Origin of the sequence: Azospirillum sp. TSO22-1 (genome assembly GCF_003116015.1) — a bacterium.
Taxonomy (GTDB): Bacteria; Pseudomonadota; Alphaproteobacteria; order Azospirillales; family Azospirillaceae; genus Azospirillum.
Genome location: NZ_LGQZ01000047.1, coordinates 1 through 15,671, shown reverse-complemented (window position 1 = coordinate 15,671; position 15,671 = coordinate 1). Strand labels below are relative to the sequence as shown.

At 70.7% G+C, this 15,671-nt stretch carries 14 protein-coding genes and 1 pseudogene; 14 read left to right on the top strand and 1 reads right to left on the bottom strand.

All coding sequences use genetic code 11. The annotated features are described in order from the left end of the window. Nucleotides 1-29 precede the first annotated feature (29 nt). A complete protein-coding gene (locus TSO221_RS13520) occupies nucleotides 30-1,064 on the top strand; it encodes a transporter substrate-binding domain-containing protein (RefSeq protein ID WP_247878036.1) in 1,035 nt (344 codons plus the stop codon). A 3-nt stretch (nucleotides 1,065-1,067) separates the two neighbouring features. Here the strand turns inward: TSO221_RS13520 and TSO221_RS13515 are convergent, their stop codons facing one another. After that, entirely contained in the window at nucleotides 1,068-1,988 is a 921-nt protein-coding gene (locus TSO221_RS13515) for a LysR substrate-binding domain-containing protein (RefSeq protein ID WP_109119026.1), read from the bottom strand. A 292-nt stretch (nucleotides 1,989-2,280) separates the two neighbouring features. Here TSO221_RS13515 and TSO221_RS13510 point away from each other — a divergent pair, with 292 nt between their 5' ends. The 13 genes and pseudogenes from TSO221_RS13510 to TSO221_RS13450 form a co-directional block, all read left to right on the top strand. Continuing rightward, on the top strand, nucleotides 2,281-3,177 hold the full coding sequence (locus tag TSO221_RS13510; RefSeq protein ID WP_109119025.1) for a LysR family transcriptional regulator: 897 nt from the start codon (nucleotides 2,281-2,283) through the stop codon (nucleotides 3,175-3,177). Between the two features lie 144 nt (nucleotides 3,178-3,321). Continuing rightward, a complete protein-coding gene (locus TSO221_RS13505; RefSeq protein ID WP_109119024.1) occupies nucleotides 3,322-4,590 on the top strand; it encodes an ABC transporter substrate-binding protein in 1,269 nt (422 codons plus the stop codon). A gap of 37 nt (nucleotides 4,591-4,627) precedes the next feature. Next, nucleotides 4,628-5,494, top strand: a complete 867-nt coding sequence (locus TSO221_RS13500) for a branched-chain amino acid ABC transporter permease (protein ID WP_109119023.1) — start codon at nucleotides 4,628-4,630, stop codon at nucleotides 5,492-5,494. After that, nucleotides 5,494-6,489, top strand: a complete 996-nt coding sequence (locus TSO221_RS13495) for a branched-chain amino acid ABC transporter permease (protein ID WP_109119022.1) — start codon at nucleotides 5,494-5,496, stop codon at nucleotides 6,487-6,489. Before TSO221_RS13500 ends, TSO221_RS13495 begins: the two co-directional genes overlap by 1 nt. After that, entirely contained in the window at nucleotides 6,486-7,205 is a 720-nt protein-coding gene (locus tag TSO221_RS13490; protein ID WP_109119021.1) for an ABC transporter ATP-binding protein, read from the top strand. The genes TSO221_RS13495 and TSO221_RS13490 overlap by 4 nt, the downstream gene beginning before the upstream one ends. A gap of 3 nt (nucleotides 7,206-7,208) precedes the next feature. Next, a complete protein-coding gene (locus TSO221_RS13485) occupies nucleotides 7,209-7,913 on the top strand; it encodes an ABC transporter ATP-binding protein (RefSeq protein ID WP_109119020.1) in 705 nt (234 codons plus the stop codon). A gap of 16 nt (nucleotides 7,914-7,929) precedes the next feature. Beyond that, nucleotides 7,930-8,718, top strand: coding sequence for a putative hydro-lyase (locus TSO221_RS13480; protein WP_109119019.1), 789 nt, complete (start codon nucleotides 7,930-7,932; stop codon nucleotides 8,716-8,718). A gap of 93 nt (nucleotides 8,719-8,811) precedes the next feature. After that, nucleotides 8,812-9,585, top strand: coding sequence for a transporter substrate-binding domain-containing protein (locus TSO221_RS13475; RefSeq protein ID WP_109119018.1), 774 nt, complete (start codon nucleotides 8,812-8,814; stop codon nucleotides 9,583-9,585). 4 nt (nucleotides 9,586-9,589) lie between these two features. Next, a complete protein-coding gene (pxpB, locus tag TSO221_RS13470) occupies nucleotides 9,590-10,306 on the top strand; it encodes a 5-oxoprolinase subunit PxpB (protein WP_109119045.1) in 717 nt (238 codons plus the stop codon). Beyond that, on the top strand, nucleotides 10,303-11,322 hold the full coding sequence (locus TSO221_RS13465; RefSeq protein ID WP_109119017.1) for a biotin-dependent carboxyltransferase family protein: 1,020 nt from the start codon (nucleotides 10,303-10,305) through the stop codon (nucleotides 11,320-11,322). The genes pxpB and TSO221_RS13465 overlap by 4 nt, the downstream gene beginning before the upstream one ends. A gap of 15 nt (nucleotides 11,323-11,337) precedes the next feature. Continuing rightward, complete coding sequence (locus TSO221_RS36815; RefSeq protein WP_109119016.1) at nucleotides 11,338-12,897, top strand: methyl-accepting chemotaxis protein; 1,560 nt, start codon at nucleotides 11,338-11,340, stop codon at nucleotides 12,895-12,897. Nucleotides 12,898-12,904: 7 nt separating this feature from the next. Then, the gene (locus TSO221_RS13455; protein ID WP_109119015.1) at nucleotides 12,905-13,675 is read left to right on the top strand and encodes a 5-oxoprolinase subunit PxpA; all 771 of its coding nucleotides are present in this window, start codon (nucleotides 12,905-12,907) and stop codon (nucleotides 13,673-13,675) included. A gap of 174 nt (nucleotides 13,676-13,849) precedes the next feature. Continuing rightward, nucleotides 13,850-15,671: pseudogene (locus TSO221_RS13450) on the top strand (NAD-glutamate dehydrogenase domain-containing protein); the annotation flags it as partial.

The following is a 15,671-nucleotide window of genomic DNA, read 5'->3' as shown; positions in this document are numbered from 1 at the left end:
GCCCGCAGCAGGGGAGAAGGGAAGGGCCGGTGCCAGCACGTGCACGCATTCTGGCCGCGACAGCGGCGGCTGGCTGGCTGGCGTTCGCTCCGCCGGCCACCGCCGAAAACGCGTCCGTCCTGGCGGCGGTGCAGCAGCGCGGCACGGTGCGCTGCGGCGTCACCTACAGCCCGGGCTTCGCCGCCAACGACGCCTCGGGCCGCCCGACCGGCTTCATGGTCGAGCTGTGCCGGGCGCTGGCTGCCGCGGTGCTCGGCAACGCCGAGGCCATCGAGCTGCGCCGCCTGTCCAAGCCGCAGGAGTTCGCCGCGCTGGAGGGCGGCGAGGTGGACGTGTCCTTCGCCCAGACCTCCTGGACTTTTCCGCGCGACGCCCTGCACCGCATCGACTTCGGCCCGCCGGTCTTCCACGACGAGCAGGGCATCGCCGCGTGGCCGCGCGACGACGGGAAGCCGCCCTTGCAGGCGGGCGGCGCGACGGTCTGCGTCCCCGCCGCCACCACCTCGCACCGGGTGCTGGAGGAGTACGTGGCGCGCAGCGGCCAGCCCTGGCGGATCCTACCGTACCCGACTTGGCCGGACGCGCTGCAGGCCTTCATCGGCAAGGAGTGCGCGGCGCTCTCCACCGACCGCGCGCTGCTGACCGCGGCGCTGCGCGCGCCGGACGTGCCGAAGCCCGGCGCCGACATCGCGGCGCTGCCGGTGCCGACGCGCGAGCCCATCGCCCCGGTCACCGGCAGCGCCGACCGCGCCTGGGTCGGCATCGTGCGCTGGACCATGTTCGCCCTGATGCTGGCCGAGGAGAAGGGCGTCACCGCCGACAACGCCGCCATCCTGCGCACCACCGGCGGCAGCGAGGTACAGCGCCTGCTGCAAGGCATCCCGGAGGTGGCGCAGCGCACCGGGCTGCGGCCGGACTGGGCCTATCAGGCGATCACCCAGGTCGGCAACTACGGCGAGATCTTCGAGCGCACCGTCGGCGAGCGCTCGCCCTACCACCTGCCGCGCGGTCTGAACCGGCCGTGGAGCAGCGGCGGCCTGCTGTACGCACCGGTGTTCCAGTAAGGGTCACGCCGCGCGGTCGATGCGGCCGGCGGCGGCGCGGGCGATCAGGCGCTCGACCTCGACCACCTCGGCGATGAAGTGCTGCTCGACCACCGAGCGGGCGTGGTGGCGGGCGCGGATGACGTTGACGGTGAAGCGCAGCGGCGTGCGCAGCGCCTTCACCCGCACCCGCGCCGGGTCGGCCGAGGCGGCGGTGTACTGGTCGACGATGGCGACGCCGGCGCCGTTCTCGACCAGCGCCATGGCGATGCGGTTGGTCTTCACCTCGATCTGCGGCGACAGCAGCACGTCGGACGCCTGGCAGGCGTCGCGCACCAGGATGCCGAGGGGATCGTCGGTGTGCAGGCCGATCAGCGGGAACTGGCGGAACACGTCCAGCGCCACCACCGGGGCCAGCCCGTCGCCGATCTCCGCCGGGAACAGGCCGACGAGGTCGCCCTCGGCGATCACGTCGCTCTCCAGCGCGGGGTGCGGCTGCGGGTTGAAGGTGAAGCCGATGTCGACGTTCTTCACCAGCACGGTGTTCAGCACGTCGCGGTAATTGTGCGTCTCGATGTGCAGGCTGACGTCGGGGTGCTGCTTGACGAATCGCGAGACGGCCAGCGGGATGATCTCGATGCACAGCGCCGGCGAGGCGGTGATGCGCAGGTGGCCGGTGTGTCCGCCGCGCAGGTTGGCGGCCAGCTTGCGCAGGTTCTCGATGTCGGCGAAGGTGCGCTCGACCTCGGCGTAGAGGGTGCGGCCCTCCGGCGTCGGGTAGAGGCGGCCCTTGATCCGCTCGAACAGCTTGATGCCCAGTTCGTCCTCGGTGTGCAGCAGCACGTTGGTGACCGCCGGCTGGGTGACGTGCAGCAGGCGTGCCGCGCCGCTCACCGTCCCCGCCAGCATCACCGCCCGGAACACCTCGATCTGACGCAGCCGCATGAACGATACCCGCGCATTCCCGGGGGAGAAGCCCCGGACATCCTAGATCATTCGTGGTCGCGATGAACAGTAATGCCTCCGCTGGCGAACGGGGCGCGGGGAGATGTGAACGGCTTGGAGGAGACGCCAAGCCATTCACACCCGCGTACATCCCATTCACACCGGCACGGCACGCCAGTCACCTCCGCCCGCCATGGTGAGCAGAGCGTTTCCTCCGAATGTACTGACTGCCGGCCCTTGCCCCGCGGCAAGGGCCTTCTTTTTTGCCGGGGCGGCGCCATAAGATGGCGGCATGCTCGACCTGAAATCGCTGGAAACCTTCGTGTGGACCATGCGGCTCGGCGGCTTCCGCCGGGCGGCGGAGCGGCTGAACACCACGCAGCCCGCGGTCTCCGCCCGCATCGCCCAACTGGAGGAGGAACTCGGCGTCGCGCTGTTCGAGCGGCAGGGGCGGCGGGCCGCCCCCACCCCGCAGGCCACCATCCTGCTGGGCTTCGCCGAGCGGATGCTGGCGCTGCGCACCGAGCTGGTGTCGGCGGTCGCCGACCGCAGCGCCATCCGCGGCACCATCCGCCTGGGCGTGGCGGAGACGGTGGTGCACACCTGGCTGACGCCGCTGATCGAGAGCTTGAACGACATCTATCCCGCCATCGCGCTGGAGGTGGAGGTCGACACCTCGCCCAACCTGCGCGAGGCGCTGCTGCGCCACGACCTCGACATCGCGTTCATGCTGGCCTCCTACACCGACGTGCGGTTCAAGGTGGTGCCGCTGTGCAGCTACCCGCTGGCCTGGATCGCCAGCCCGAAGCTCGACCTGCCGCCGGAGCCGGTGTCGCTGGAGGGGCTGGTGGGCTGGCCGATCATCACCTTCTCGCGCACCACCCAGCCCTACGGCGTCATCCGCGAGATGTTCCTGACCCAGGGGCTGGCGGTGCGGATGTTCGGCAACAGCTCGCTCGCCAGCGTGGTGCGCATGGCCATCGACGGCGTCGGCGTCAGCGCCATCCCGACGGCGGTGGTCGGCCGCGAGCTGTCCGCCGGCAGCCTGCGCGTCGTCGAGGGGAACGACCCGCTGCCCAGCCTGACCTTCGCCGCCGCCTACCCGGCGACGCAGGAGAACCACATCGCCTCCGTCGTTGCCCAATTAGCGGTCACTACGGCCGCTGCCTATGAAAACGGCACAAATTGATAAAAATCCGCGATCAATCCGCATAACAACATATGATTGGACGTAATTGGGGTAACGAACTCATCCTCTGCTGACGGCACGAACAATCGCCGCGCGGAACCGCCCGACGGGGGCGCCGCCCGGCCGGCAGCAGAGGAGAGCACGATGAAGGCATGGCTTCGGGGGACGGTGGTCGGCGCGGCGGCGGTGGCCGCTTTGGGCTTGGTGTGGAGCGGCCCGGCGCGGGCGCAGGACGAGATCCGCATCGGCGTCATCTACCCGCTGACCGGCGCCGCCGCGTCCACCGGGGTCGAGCTGAAGGCCGCCGCCGAGCTGGCCGCGGCGATCACCAACCGCGAGCTGCCGGCCCCCGACAAGCTGGCCGCCGCCGTCGGCATGCCGAACCTCAAGGGCGCCAAGATCAAGCTGATCTTCGGCGACCACCAGGGCAACCCGCAGGTCGGCGCCACCGAGGCCGAGCGGCTGATCACCAGCGAGAAGGTGGTGGCGCTGGTCGGCGCCTACTTCTCCAACGTCACCGCCACGGCGAGCCAGGTGGCCGAGCGCTACGGCGTGCCGTTCCTCAACGCCGATTCGTCGTCGGCGACGCTGACGCAGCGGAACTTCAAGTGGTTCTTCCGCACCACGCCGCACGACGACCTGTTCGTCACCAACTTCTTCGCCTTCCTGCAGGACATGGAGAAGAAGAAGGGCGTGCAGCTGCGCACGCTCGGCCTGTTCAACGAGAACACGCTGTGGGGCAACGAGACCACCAAGCTTGAGGTCAAGCTGGCCGAGGAGCAGAAGTTCAAGGTCGCCGAGAAGATCGTCTACCCGGCCAAGGCCACGCAGATGACCTCGGAGGTGCAGCGCCTGAAGGCCGCCAACCCGGCGGTGGTCATGCAGTCCTCGTATCTCGGCGACGCCATCCTGTCGATGAAGACCTACAAGGAGCTGGGCTTTTCGCCGCAGATGCTGCTGGCCAACGACGCCGGCTTCAACGACAGCGAGTTCCTGAAGACGTTGGGCAAGGACGGCGAGTACGTCTTCAGCCGCGAGGTCTGGGCGCTCGACCAGGCGGAGCGCAACCCGCTGATCAAGCGCGTCAACGAGATGATGAAGGAGCGTTCGGGCGTCAACTTCAACGGCAACTCGGCGCGCGCCTTCACCGGCGTCGCCGTGCTGGCCGACGCCATCAACCGCGCCGGCTCGACCAAGCCCGAGGACATCCGCAAGGCGCTGCAGGAGACCAGCCTCTCGGCTGAGCAGCTCATCCTGCCGTGGAAGGGCGTGAAGTTCGACGCCCAGGGCCAGAACGAGCTGGGCCAGGGCATCATCGTGCAGGTGCAGGGCGGGCAGTACGTCACCGTGTGGCCGTTCGACGTGGCGACCAAGGAGGTGGTCTTCCCGATGCCCGCCTGGGACAAGCGCTGAGCGCCGCCGCAACCCGCTAGCGAAGGGGGGCACGGCGATGACGGCCGACCTGTTCCTGCAAATCCTCGTCTCGGGCCTGCTGATCGGGCTCATCTACGCCTTGGTGGCGGTCGGGCTGACGCTGATCTTCGGCGTCATGGACATCGTGAACTTCGCCCACGGCGAGTTCCTCATGCTGGGCATGTACGCCAGCTTCTGGGGCTTCGCGCTGTTCGGGATCGACCCGATCCTCTCCATGCCGGTCACGGCGGCGCTGCTGTTCGGCGTCGGCGTGCTGGTCTACCAGGTGATCATCCGGCGCATCATCAACGCGCCGATGCTGTCGCAGATCTTCGCGACCTTCGGCCTGATGATCCTGTTCCGCGGGCTGGCCCAGTTCTTCTGGAAGCCGGACCACCGGCTGGTCACCCACACGCTGGTCGGCGGCAACGTGACGCTCGGCTCCATCCAGTTCGGCCTGCCGCAGCTCACCGCCGCGGTTGGGGCGGTGGGGGTGACGGCGGGCTTGTGGTACTTCCTGCACCGCACCCGCCTCGGCACCGCGTTGGAGGCCACCGCCATCGACCGCGAGGCGGCGACGTTGATGGGCATCAACGGCCAGAGCATGTTCGCCCTGGCCTGGGGCATCGGCGCCGCCTGCGCCGGCATCGGCGGGGCGCTGATCGCCACCTTCTTCCCGATCTTCCCGGAGGTCGGCTCCAACTTCATCCTGATCGCCTTCGTGGTGGTCGTGCTGGGCGGCTTCGGCAGCATCGTCGGCGCCTTCTGGGCCGGCATCATCGTCGGCGTGATCGAGGTGGTGGGCGGCTTCGTCGTCGGCCCCGAGTACAAGACGGCGATCGTGCTCTCGCTGCTGCTGCTGGTGCTGCTGGTCCGGCCCAAGGGCCTGATGGGGAAAGCCTGATGACCACCATTCACTTGCCGAAGACCGTTGGCGCGCTGGCGCTGCTCGGCTTCGCCCTGCTGCTGCCGCTGGTCATCCAGGACCCGGCCCGGCAGAACTTCCTGATCCTCATCCTGATGGGCGCCCAGCTGGGCGTGGCGTGGAACATCATCGGCGGCTACGCCGGCCAGGTGTCGCTCGGCCACGCGGTGTTCTACGGCATCGGCGCCTACACCTCGACCATGCTGTCGCTGAAGCTGGGGCTGTCGCCCTGGCTCGGCATGCTGGCCGGCGGCGTGGTGGCCAGCGCCTTCTCGGTGGCCATGGGCTGGCCGTGCTTCCGCCTGAAGGGCCACTACTTCGCCATGGCGACCATCGCGGTGGCCGAGATCGTCCAGGTGCTGGTCACCAACTCCGAGACGCTGGAGGGCGCGGTCGGCCTCTCCCTGCCGATGGGCAACACCGGCGTCGCGGCGATGGTCTTCAGCACCTCCAAGCTGCCCTATTACTACATCATCCTCGGCCTGCTGGTGGTCACCGTGCTGGCGTCCTGGGCCATCGAGCGCAGCCACATCGGCTATTATTTCCGCGCCATCAAGGACGAGCCGGAGGCGGCCCGCGCGCTCGGCGTCAGCCTGACCCGCTACAAGCTGGTCGCCATCGCGGTGTCGAGCTTCTTCACGGCCATGGGCGGCAGCTTCTACGCCCAGAAGGAGATGTTCATCGATCCCGGCTCCGTCCTGGCGACGGGCGTGTCGATCAAGATTGCGCTGATCGCCATCCTCGGCGGTGTCGGCACCCTGCTGGGCCCGGTGCTGGGCGCCGGCATCCTGATCACCATCGAGGAGTACAGCCGCGTGCTGTTCGGCAGCACTGGGTCGGGCACCGACATGATCATCTACGCGCTGATGATCATCCTGGTCGCGGTCTACAGCCCGGCCGGCGTCATGGGCCTGCTGCATGAGCTGCGCCGCCGCATCCCCAGCCTGCGCGCCAAGGCGGAGGTGCGGGCATGAACGCCGCTCCGCTGCTCGCCGTGGACGGCCTCTCCAAGGCCTTCCAGGGACTGGTCGCCAACCGCGACATCGGCTTCACCGTCCACCACGGCGAGATCGTCGGGCTGATCGGCCCGAACGGCGCCGGCAAGACGACGCTGTTCAACTGCCTCGCCGGCTTCCACCAGCCGACCGCCGGGCACATCGCCTTCGAGGGGCGCGACATCACCGGCACGACGCCGGAGCGCGCCGCGGCCCTCGGCATCGCCCGCACCTTCCAGATCGTCCGCGTCTTCCACTCGATGACGGCGCTGGAGAACGTGATGGTCGGCGCCATGCTGCGCAACAAGGGGGTGGCGCACGCCCGCTCCCGCGCCCTGGAGGAACTGGAGTTCGTCGGCCTCGGCCACCGCGCCGAGGCGCTCGCCTCCGAGATGACGGTGTCCGAGCAGAAGCGGCTGGAGGTGGCCAGGGCGCTCGCCACCGACCCCAAGCTGATCCTGCTCGACGAGGTGATGGCCGGGCTCAACCAGACCGAGGTGCGCGAGGCCTCGCAACTGGTGGTGCGCATCCAGGAGCGCGGCATCGCCAGCATCATCGTCGAGCACGTCATGGAGGGCATCATGCCGATCGCCGACCGCATCCTGGTGCTGGACTACGGCGCCAAGATCGCCGACGGCACGCCGGAGCAGATCGCCGAAGACCCGGCGGTGATCGCCGCCTACCTGGGGGAGTGAGCGATGCTCGACGTCCGCAACATCCAGTCCAGCTACCGCCGGGTGCCGGCGATCCGCGACGTCAGCCTGACCCTGTCGAAGGGCGAGATCGTCGCCATCGTCGGCGGCAACGGCAACGGCAAGTCCACCACGCTGCGCACCATCGCCGGCCTGAACGTCCTCGACGGCGGGACGATCCAGCTCAAGGGCAAGGCGCTCGCCGGCATGCCGGCGCACGAGCGGGTCCGCCTCGGCCTCGTGCTGGTGCCCGAGGGGCGGCGGCTGTTCGCCCGCCTGACCGTGGAGCAGAACCTGCTGCTCGGCGCCTTCATCGCCGACGATCCGGTGCACCGGCAGGAGATGCTGGAGTTCGCCTACACCACCTTCCCGGTGCTGGGCGAACGCCGCAAACAGCAGGCCGGAACGCTCTCGGGCGGCGAGCAGCAGATGCTCGCCATGTGCCGCGGCCTGATGAGCCGGCCGGACCTGCTGATGCTCGACGAGCCGTCGTGGGGCGTCGCGCCGAAGCTGGTCACCCGCATCTTCGAGACCATCCAGGCGATCCGCGAGCGCGGCATCTCCATCCTGCTGGTCGAGCAGAACATCCACCGCGCGCTGGAGATCGCCGACCGCGGCTACGTCATCCAGACCGGACGCATCGTCATGCAGGGCACCGGCAAGGACCTGCTGGGCAACGACATGGTCCGCCAAGCCTATCTCGGCATGTAACAGGGAACACGCATCCATGCAGATCGACTCCGTCACCGCCCTGGCCGAGCGCCAGCGGATCCGCAGCGGCGCCTACGCCGGGCAGACCGCCGGCCTCGCCCCCGGCCACGTGCAGGCCAACCTCGTCATCCTGCCGGCCGACTGGGCCGGCGACTTCCTGCGCTTCTGCCAGGCGAACCCCAAGCCGTGCCCGCTGCTGGCGGTGTCGGAGGTCGGCGACCCGGCGCTGCCCACCCTGGGCAAGGACATCGACATCCGCACCGACGTGCCGCTCTACCGCGTCTTCCGCGACGGCGAGTTCGTCGAGGAGCCGACCGACGTCCGCGCGCTGTGGCGCGACGACTTCGTCAGCTTCCTGATCGGTTGCTCCTTCTCCTTTGAAGAGGCGCTGCTCGCCGACCGGGTGCCGGTGCGCCACATCGCCATGGGACGCAACGTGCCGATGTACCGCACCGGCATCCCCTGCGTCCCGGCCGGCCGCTTCAAGGGCGAGTTGGTGGTGTCGATGCGGCCGCTGACCCCGCGCGACGCCATCCGGGCGATCCAGATCACCTCGCGCTTCCCCTCGGTGCACGGCGCGCCGGTGCACTTCGGCGACCCCGCCGCCATCGGCATCCGTGACATCGCCAACCCCGAGTTCGGCGAGGCGGTGCCGGTCGAGCCGGGCGAGGTCCCGGTGTTCTGGGCCTGCGGCGTGACCCCGCAGGTGGCGATCCGCAACGCCCGGCCGCCCATCGCCATCACCCACAGCCCGGGCACGATGCTGATCACCGACCTGCTGAACACGCAGCTCGCGGTCCTCTGACCTCCACGCAATCAGGGTCACCGACGCCGCCGCACTCGCGGCGGCGGACGGGGCTCTGCGACCAAAATCACCCCTCGGACAACGGAGAGTGGCATGCGGTACCCAGTGCGGTTCGATCGGCGCGGCGTCTTCGTCCTGGCGGCCCTGGCCGCCGGCATCATCGGCCCCAACGTCGCGGCGGCGGACGCCATCAAGCTCGTCGCGCTCAACTTCCCGCCGCTGATCTTCGAGGAGAACGGCGCCCCCGCCGGCATCGCCTACGAGGTGGTCACCGAGGCGCTGAAGCGCGCCGGCCATCAGGCGACGGTCGAGGTGATGCCCTGGGCCCGCGCGCTCGACATGGCGCGCGACGGGCAGGCGGACGGCCTCTTCACCGCCTACAGGACGCCGGAGCGCGAGCAGTTCCTGAACTACTCCACCGAGGTGGTGGTGCCGCAGGTGGTGTCGCTGTTCGTGCGCAAGGACTCCCCCGTGGCGTTCGGCGGCGACCTCGCCCAGCTCGCCAAGTACAAGGTCGGCGTGGTCAACCAGATCAGTTACGGCCCGCTGGTGGACGACGCGATCAAGGCCGGAATCCTCCAGGACCTGGAGAAGAGCAACGATTCCGACAACAACGTGAAGAAGCTGGTGCAGGGCCGCTTCGACGTGATGCCCAGCAACCGCTACGTCGCGCAATATATTCTCAAGAAGCAGGGCGTCGCCGACCAGGTGAAGGAGCTGCAACCGGAGGTGCAGAGCATCCCCAGCTACATCGCCTTCACCAGGGCGAAGGACACCACGGCGTTGCGCACCGCCTTCGACGCCGCGCTGGCGGCGATGAAGGCGGACGGCAGCTTCCAGACCATCCTCGACAAATATGCGCGCTGACGCCATGACCCCCAGGCTGCTCCCCGCCGGCGACTGCGGGCTGGTGATCGAACTGGGTGACGGCATCGAGCCCGGCCTCAACGACGCGGTGCACCGGCTCGACCGCCGCATCGCCGAGGCCGGGCTGCCCGGCGTCGTCGAGACGGTGCCGACCTACCGCTCGCTGCTGCTGACCTTCGACCCCACCGTCACCGCGCCCGAGGACCTCGCTCCGGTGCTGCTGGAGCTGGCCGAGGGGGTGGGGGAGGGCGCCGTCGCGGCGGCGCAGCGTTGGGTGATCCCGGTGTGCTTCGGCGGCGCGCACGGCGAGGACCTGGACGAGGTGGCCCGGCGCACCGACCTGACGACGGAGGAGGTGGTGCGGCTGCACTGCGCCGCCGACTACCGCGTCTACATGCTGGGCTTCTCGCCGGGCTTCGCCTACCTGGGCGGGCTGTCCGACGCGCTGCACCTGCCGCGGCGGGAGAACCCGCGGCTCAAGACCCCGGCCGGCAGCCTGATGCAGGGCGGCGCCCAGGCGGCGGTGTCGCCGCTGGCGATGCCGAGCGGCTGGCACCTGCTCGGCCGCACGCCGCTGAAGATCTTCGACCTGAAGCGCGAGCGGCCGTTCCTGCTGGCCCCCGGCGACCGCGTCCGCTTCACCGCCATCAACGCCGTCGCGTACGTCCGGCTGGCCGACGCGGCGGAGCGCAGCGACCTCCTGCCGGAGTGCGAGGCATGAGCGTTCTCACCGTCATCGCGGCCGGGCCGCTCTCCACCATCCAGGACGCCGGGCGCGTCGGCTACCAGCGCTTCGGCGTGTCCGTCGCCGGCGCCGCCGATCCGCTGCTGCACGCGGTCGCCAACGCGCTGGTCGGCAACGGCCCGGCCGAAGCGGCCGTCGAGTTCACGCTGTCCGGCGACACGCTGCGCGCCGAGGGCGGACCCTGCCGGATCGCTGTGGCCGGTGACGCGCCGCTGGTCATCGACGATGCCCCGGCGGCGGCCTGGATGAGCCACACCCTGGCCGAGGGCCAGACCCTGCGCGTCGGCACCCTGCGCTCGGGCATGCGCGGCTACGTGGCGGTGGCCGGCGGCTTCGCGCTGGTGCCGGCGCTCGGCAGCGTCGCCACCCACGTGCGCAGCCGCCTCGGCGGGCTGGACGGCGACCGCCTGAAGCCCGGCGACCGGCTGCCGCTGCGCGCCGACGCCGCTCCGGCGCCCGACCTCGTCCTCGATCCGGCGGATCTGCCTCTCCGTGGCGAGACGCTCCGCGTCGTGCTCGGCCCGCAGGACGACCACTTCACGCCGGCCGGGATCGCCACCTTCCTGGCGGGCCCCTACACGGTGAGCCTCGAGGCCGACCGCATGGGCTGCCGCCTGCAAGGACCGGCGGTCGAGCACGCGAAGGGCTTCAACATCACCTCGGACGGCATCCCGCTGGGCGCGGTCCAGGTGCCGGGCACCGGCCAGCCCATCGTCATGCTGGCCGACCGCCAGACCACCGGCGGCTACCCGAAGATCGCCTGCGTCATCACCCCGGACGTCGCCGCCCTGGCGCAGAAGCGGCCCGGCGACACGCTGCGCTTCCAGGCGGTCAGCCCGGCTGAGGCGCGCCGCGCCCACGCGCGCTTCCGCGACCTCATCGCCGGCCTGCCGCAGCTGCTGCGCCATGCCGCCGCCTTCGACCTGTACGGCAGCGAGCGCCTGCTCGCCCTCAACCTCATCGACGGCGTCGTGGCCAGCGACGCGGACTGACCCAAGGGAGGCTCCATGCGGACACGGCTCAGGGACCGGATCGCCACGCGGGTGGTGGCGCCCATCGCGCTGCTCATCGCGCTGTTCGTCGTCGCCGGCAGCACCGTGGTGGTGCTGACCACGCTGCGCGACGCCGAGGACGCCATCGCCGAGCGGGCGCGGCTGGTCACCGGCATCATCGCCGGCGGGTTGGCCGAGCCGCTGTGGCAGATCGACGAGGCGGCGGCCTCGGCGCAGCTCGCCGCGCTCGCCAGGGACGCCGACTATGTCGGCAGCGCGGTCACCGACGCCAAGGGCAAGCCGTTCGTCCGCCACGGCGCGGAGGCGAAACCGGGCACGCTGGTCGAGACGGCGGAGATCGTCCGCGCCGAGGGCAGCCGCCGCACCGTGCTCGGCCGCGTCGAGATCAGGCTGTCGGCCGAGCGCGCGCACGCGCAGGCCATGCTCCGCGCCACGCTGATCGCCGGCTCGGGCCTCGCCTCGCTGCTGGCGGTGTGCGGCGTGCTGTTCCTCATCGTGCGCGGCGTCACCCGGCCGCTGGTGCAACTGACCGGCACCATGACCCGACTGGCCGGCGGCGACACCGCCGTCGATGTGCCGGCGCTCGGCCGGCGCGACGAGATCGGCCGGATCGCCTCCGCGGTGCAGACCTTCAAGCAGAACGCGCTGGACAAGCGGACGCTGGAGGCCGAGCAGGGCCGGCTGCGGCAGGCGGCGGAAGATGACCGCCGCGAGGCCATCGGCCGCATCGCCGCGGACTTCGAGACGCACGTCCAGTCGGCGCTGCGCCAGGTCGGCAGCGGCGTCGAGGAGATCATCGCCTCGGTCGACCGCATGGCGCACACCGCCGAATCCACCGGGCAGCTGAGCGACGAGGCGGTGGGCGAGGCCGGCTCGGTCAGCGGCAACGTGCAGACCGTCGCCGCCGCGGTGAATGAGCTGGCCACCTCGATCCACGAGATTTCCACCCAGGCGCAGACCTCGCGCGCCGTGTCGGACGAGGCGGCGCGCCGCGCCGCGCAGGCCGTGCACCGGATCGAGCGGCTGGTCGAGGCGGCGGCGCGCATCGGTGACGTGGTTACCCTGATCACCCAGATCGCCAGCCAGACCAACCTGCTGGCGCTCAACGCCACCATCGAGGCGGCGCGGGCGGGGGAGGCGGGGAAGGGCTTCGCCGTGGTCGCCAACGAGGTCAAGCAGCTCGCCACCCAGACGGCGCGCGCCACCGAGGAGATCGAGGCGCAGATCGGCACCATCCAGACCTCGACCAACGACGCCGCCGGCGAGATCACCGCCATCACCCGCGTCGTCGCCGAGGTCAGCCGGATCAGCGCCTCCATCGCCGCCGCGGTGGAGGAACAGAACGCCTCGACCGCCGAGATCAACCGCGCCGTTGACGAGGCGTCCAAGGGCGTGCAGGCGTTGCAGAGCAACGTCGCGCGCACCGCCGACGCCGCCACCACCAACCGCGAGGTCGCCGGCCGCTCGCTGGCGGCCATCGACGCCGTCAAAGGCCGCCTGACCGCGACGCAGGGGCAGGTCGGCCAGTTCCTGCTGTCGCTGCGGCAAGCGTGAGGGAAACATGACACGCACCATCGACCTGAACTGCGATATGGGCGAGGGTTTCGGCCCATGGAAAATGGGTGACGACGCAGGGATGCTGGACGTCGTCACCTCGGCCAACGTCGCCTGCGGCTTCCACGCCGGCGATCCGGTCATCATGACGGAGACGGCGCGGCTGGCGCTGGAGAAGGGGGTCGGCATTGGCGCGCACCCCGGCTTCAACGACCTCTGGGGCTTCGGGCGCCGCACCATCCGCGGCGACACCCCGCGCGAGCTGGAGCGCATGGTCGCCTACCAGATCGGCGCGCTGATGGGCTGCGCGGCGCTGGCTGGGCACCGGGTCGGGCACGTCAAGGCGCACGGCGCGCTGTACAACGTAGCCGCCGTGGAGCCGGAGGTAGCCGGCGCTATCGCCGCGGCGGTCAAGGCGGTGGACCGCACCCTCATCTTCGTGGTGCCGCCGTTCAGCGCGCTGGAACGGGCCGGCGAGGAGGCCGGGCTGCGCGTCGCGCGCGAGGCGTTCGCCGACCGCACCTACGAGGACGACGGCACGCTCACCCCGCGCTCGGTGTCCGGCTCGGTGATCCACGACGCCGAGGCCGCGGCGCAACGCGTCGTGCGCATGGTGCTGGACGGTGTCGTCGAGAGCCGCAGCGGCAAGCGGCTGCCGATCGTCGCCGACACCGTCTGCGTGCACGGCGACACGGCGAGCGCCGTCGCCATGGCGCGCACCATCCGGCGGGCGCTGGTGACCGCCGGCGTCGGACTGGCCCCGCTGGCTGGCCCATAACCTCGCCTTATAGGCCGTCGGCGATAAGAAATTTCATGTGTTGGCGCAGCGATGCTAAGCATTTGGGCACGCCATCACCGACCGGACCGCCGCGAAGCGGGCGGACAACTTGCGCCATCGCGGCGCGGGACGGGCGGTTATTGCCCAACGTCATAAAAGGGAAGAGAACGTCACATGGGTGCGGTCGCTCACGGGCTTGTCGAGGATGTCACGGGTCAGCTGTCCGAACTGGTGCGCGCGCGGCTGGGCCGCGACCAGGGGGACGTGACGGAGCGCTTCGTCCGCCAGTTCTACGCCGACGTCCCGCCCGACGACGTGGCGCAGGCGCCCACCGACCAGCTATTCGGCGCGGCGTTGGCGATCTGGCAGTGGGGCCGGCAGCGCACGCCGGGCGCGGCGCAGGTGCGCGTCTACAACCCGCGCCTGGAGGAGCACGGCTGGCGCTCGACCCGCACCATCGTCGAGATCGTCAACGACGACATGCCCTTCCTGGTGGACTCGGTGACGGCGGAGCTGAACCGCCGCGGCCTCACCGTGCACCTCGTCATTCACCCGGTGGTGCGGGTGGCACGCGACGCGCAGGGCCGGCTGGCCGACCTCTACGAACCGACGGCGAGCCCCATCGACGCACTGGCCGAATCCTTCATGCACGTGGAGATCGACCCCCGCACCGCGCCGGAGGAGCTGGAGGCCATCCGCTCGGGCATCGCGCGCGTGCTGGCCGACGTGCGGGCGGCGGTTGGCGACTGGGCGGCCATGCGGTCGCGCCTCGGTTCCGCGGCCGAGGGGATCGCGGCGGCCGCGCTGCCGGCCGACGAGGTGGCCGAAGGCGGCGACTTCCTCGGCTGGGTCGCGGCCGACCACTTCACTTTCCTCGGCTGCCGCGAGTACCGCCTGGAGGAGACGGCGGACGGCCCGGCGCTGCGGCTGGTCGAGGGCAGCGCCCTCGGCATCCTGCGCGACCCGTCGGTGGTGGTGCTCGACGCGCTGCGGGCCGACGGCCGGGCGCTCGTCCAGGCGCCGCGCGCCGTGCTGGTCGCCAAGGCCGACCGCGCATCGACCGTGCACCGCCCGGTGCCGATGGACGTCATTCTGGTCAAGCGCTTCGACACGCAAGGGCGGATCGCCGGCGAGCGGCTGTTCGTCGGCCTGTTCACCTCCGCCGCCTACAACCGCAGTCCGCGCGACATCCCCTTCGTCCGCCGCAAGGTCGCCGGCGTGCTGGAGCGCGCCGGCTTCGACCCCGCCGGCCACAACGGCAAGGCGCTGCTCAACATCCTGGAGACCTACCCGCGCGACGAGCTGTTCCAGGCCGGCGTGGACGAACTGACCGACACCGCGCTCGGCATCCTGCACCTGCAGGAGCGGCAGCGCCTCGCGCTGTTCGTGCGCCGCGACCCGTTCGGGCGCTTCGCCTCCTGCCTCGTCTACGTGCCGCGCGACCGCTACGACAGCGACCTGCGCCGGCGCCTGCAGCGCATCCTGGAAGAGGCGTTCGGCGGTGAGACCGCGTCCTTCTCCACGCAGTTCGGCGAGAGCGCGCTGGCGCGCATCCACGTCATCGTCAAGGCCGGCCCCGCCGGGTTGCCGGAGGCCGACCTGGCGCTGGTGGAGAGCCGCCTCGTCCACGCCGCCCGCACCTGGAGCGACCGCCTGCGCGACGCCCTGGTCGAGGCGCGGGGCGAGGAGGTCGGCGGCAAGCTGCGCCAGGCCTACGAGACGGCGTTCGCCGCCAGCTACCGCGAGGCGTTCACCGCGGAGGCAGCGGTTCACGACATCGAGCGGATCGAGGCGGCGGTGCGGACCGGGCGGCTGGGGATCAACCTGTACCGGCCGCTGGAGGCCGAACCGGCCGAGCTGCACTTCAAGATCTACCACGAGGGCCGGCCGGTGCCGCTCTCCGACGTGCTGCCGATGCTCGAGCACATGGACCTCAAGGTGATCACCGAGCAGCCCTTTGAGGTCACCCCCGCCTCCCACCCCACCCCGGTGTGGA

Coding starts and splice junctions, on each gene's coding strand:
- pxpB (WP_109119045.1), top strand. CDS start 9,590: ATGACCCCCAGGCTGCTCCCCGCCGGCGACTGCGGGCTGGTGATCGAA.
- TSO221_RS13510 (WP_109119025.1), top strand. CDS start 2,281: ATGCTCGACCTGAAATCGCTGGAAACCTTCGTGTGGACCATGCGGCTC.
- TSO221_RS13515 (WP_109119026.1), bottom strand. CDS start 1,988: ATGCGGCTGCGTCAGATCGAGGTGTTCCGGGCGGTGATGCTGGCGGGG.
- TSO221_RS13475 (WP_109119018.1), top strand. CDS start 8,812: ATGCGGTACCCAGTGCGGTTCGATCGGCGCGGCGTCTTCGTCCTGGCG.
- TSO221_RS13505 (WP_109119024.1), top strand. CDS start 3,322: ATGAAGGCATGGCTTCGGGGGACGGTGGTCGGCGCGGCGGCGGTGGCC.
- TSO221_RS13480 (WP_109119019.1), top strand. CDS start 7,930: ATGCAGATCGACTCCGTCACCGCCCTGGCCGAGCGCCAGCGGATCCGC.
- TSO221_RS13500 (WP_109119023.1), top strand. CDS start 4,628: ATGACGGCCGACCTGTTCCTGCAAATCCTCGTCTCGGGCCTGCTGATC.
- TSO221_RS13465 (WP_109119017.1), top strand. CDS start 10,303: ATGAGCGTTCTCACCGTCATCGCGGCCGGGCCGCTCTCCACCATCCAG.
- TSO221_RS13455 (WP_109119015.1), top strand. CDS start 12,905: ATGACACGCACCATCGACCTGAACTGCGATATGGGCGAGGGTTTCGGC.
- TSO221_RS13485 (WP_109119020.1), top strand. CDS start 7,209: ATGCTCGACGTCCGCAACATCCAGTCCAGCTACCGCCGGGTGCCGGCG.
- TSO221_RS13495 (WP_109119022.1), top strand. CDS start 5,494: ATGACCACCATTCACTTGCCGAAGACCGTTGGCGCGCTGGCGCTGCTC.
- TSO221_RS36815 (WP_109119016.1), top strand. CDS start 11,338: ATGCGGACACGGCTCAGGGACCGGATCGCCACGCGGGTGGTGGCGCCC.
- TSO221_RS13490 (WP_109119021.1), top strand. CDS start 6,486: ATGAACGCCGCTCCGCTGCTCGCCGTGGACGGCCTCTCCAAGGCCTTC.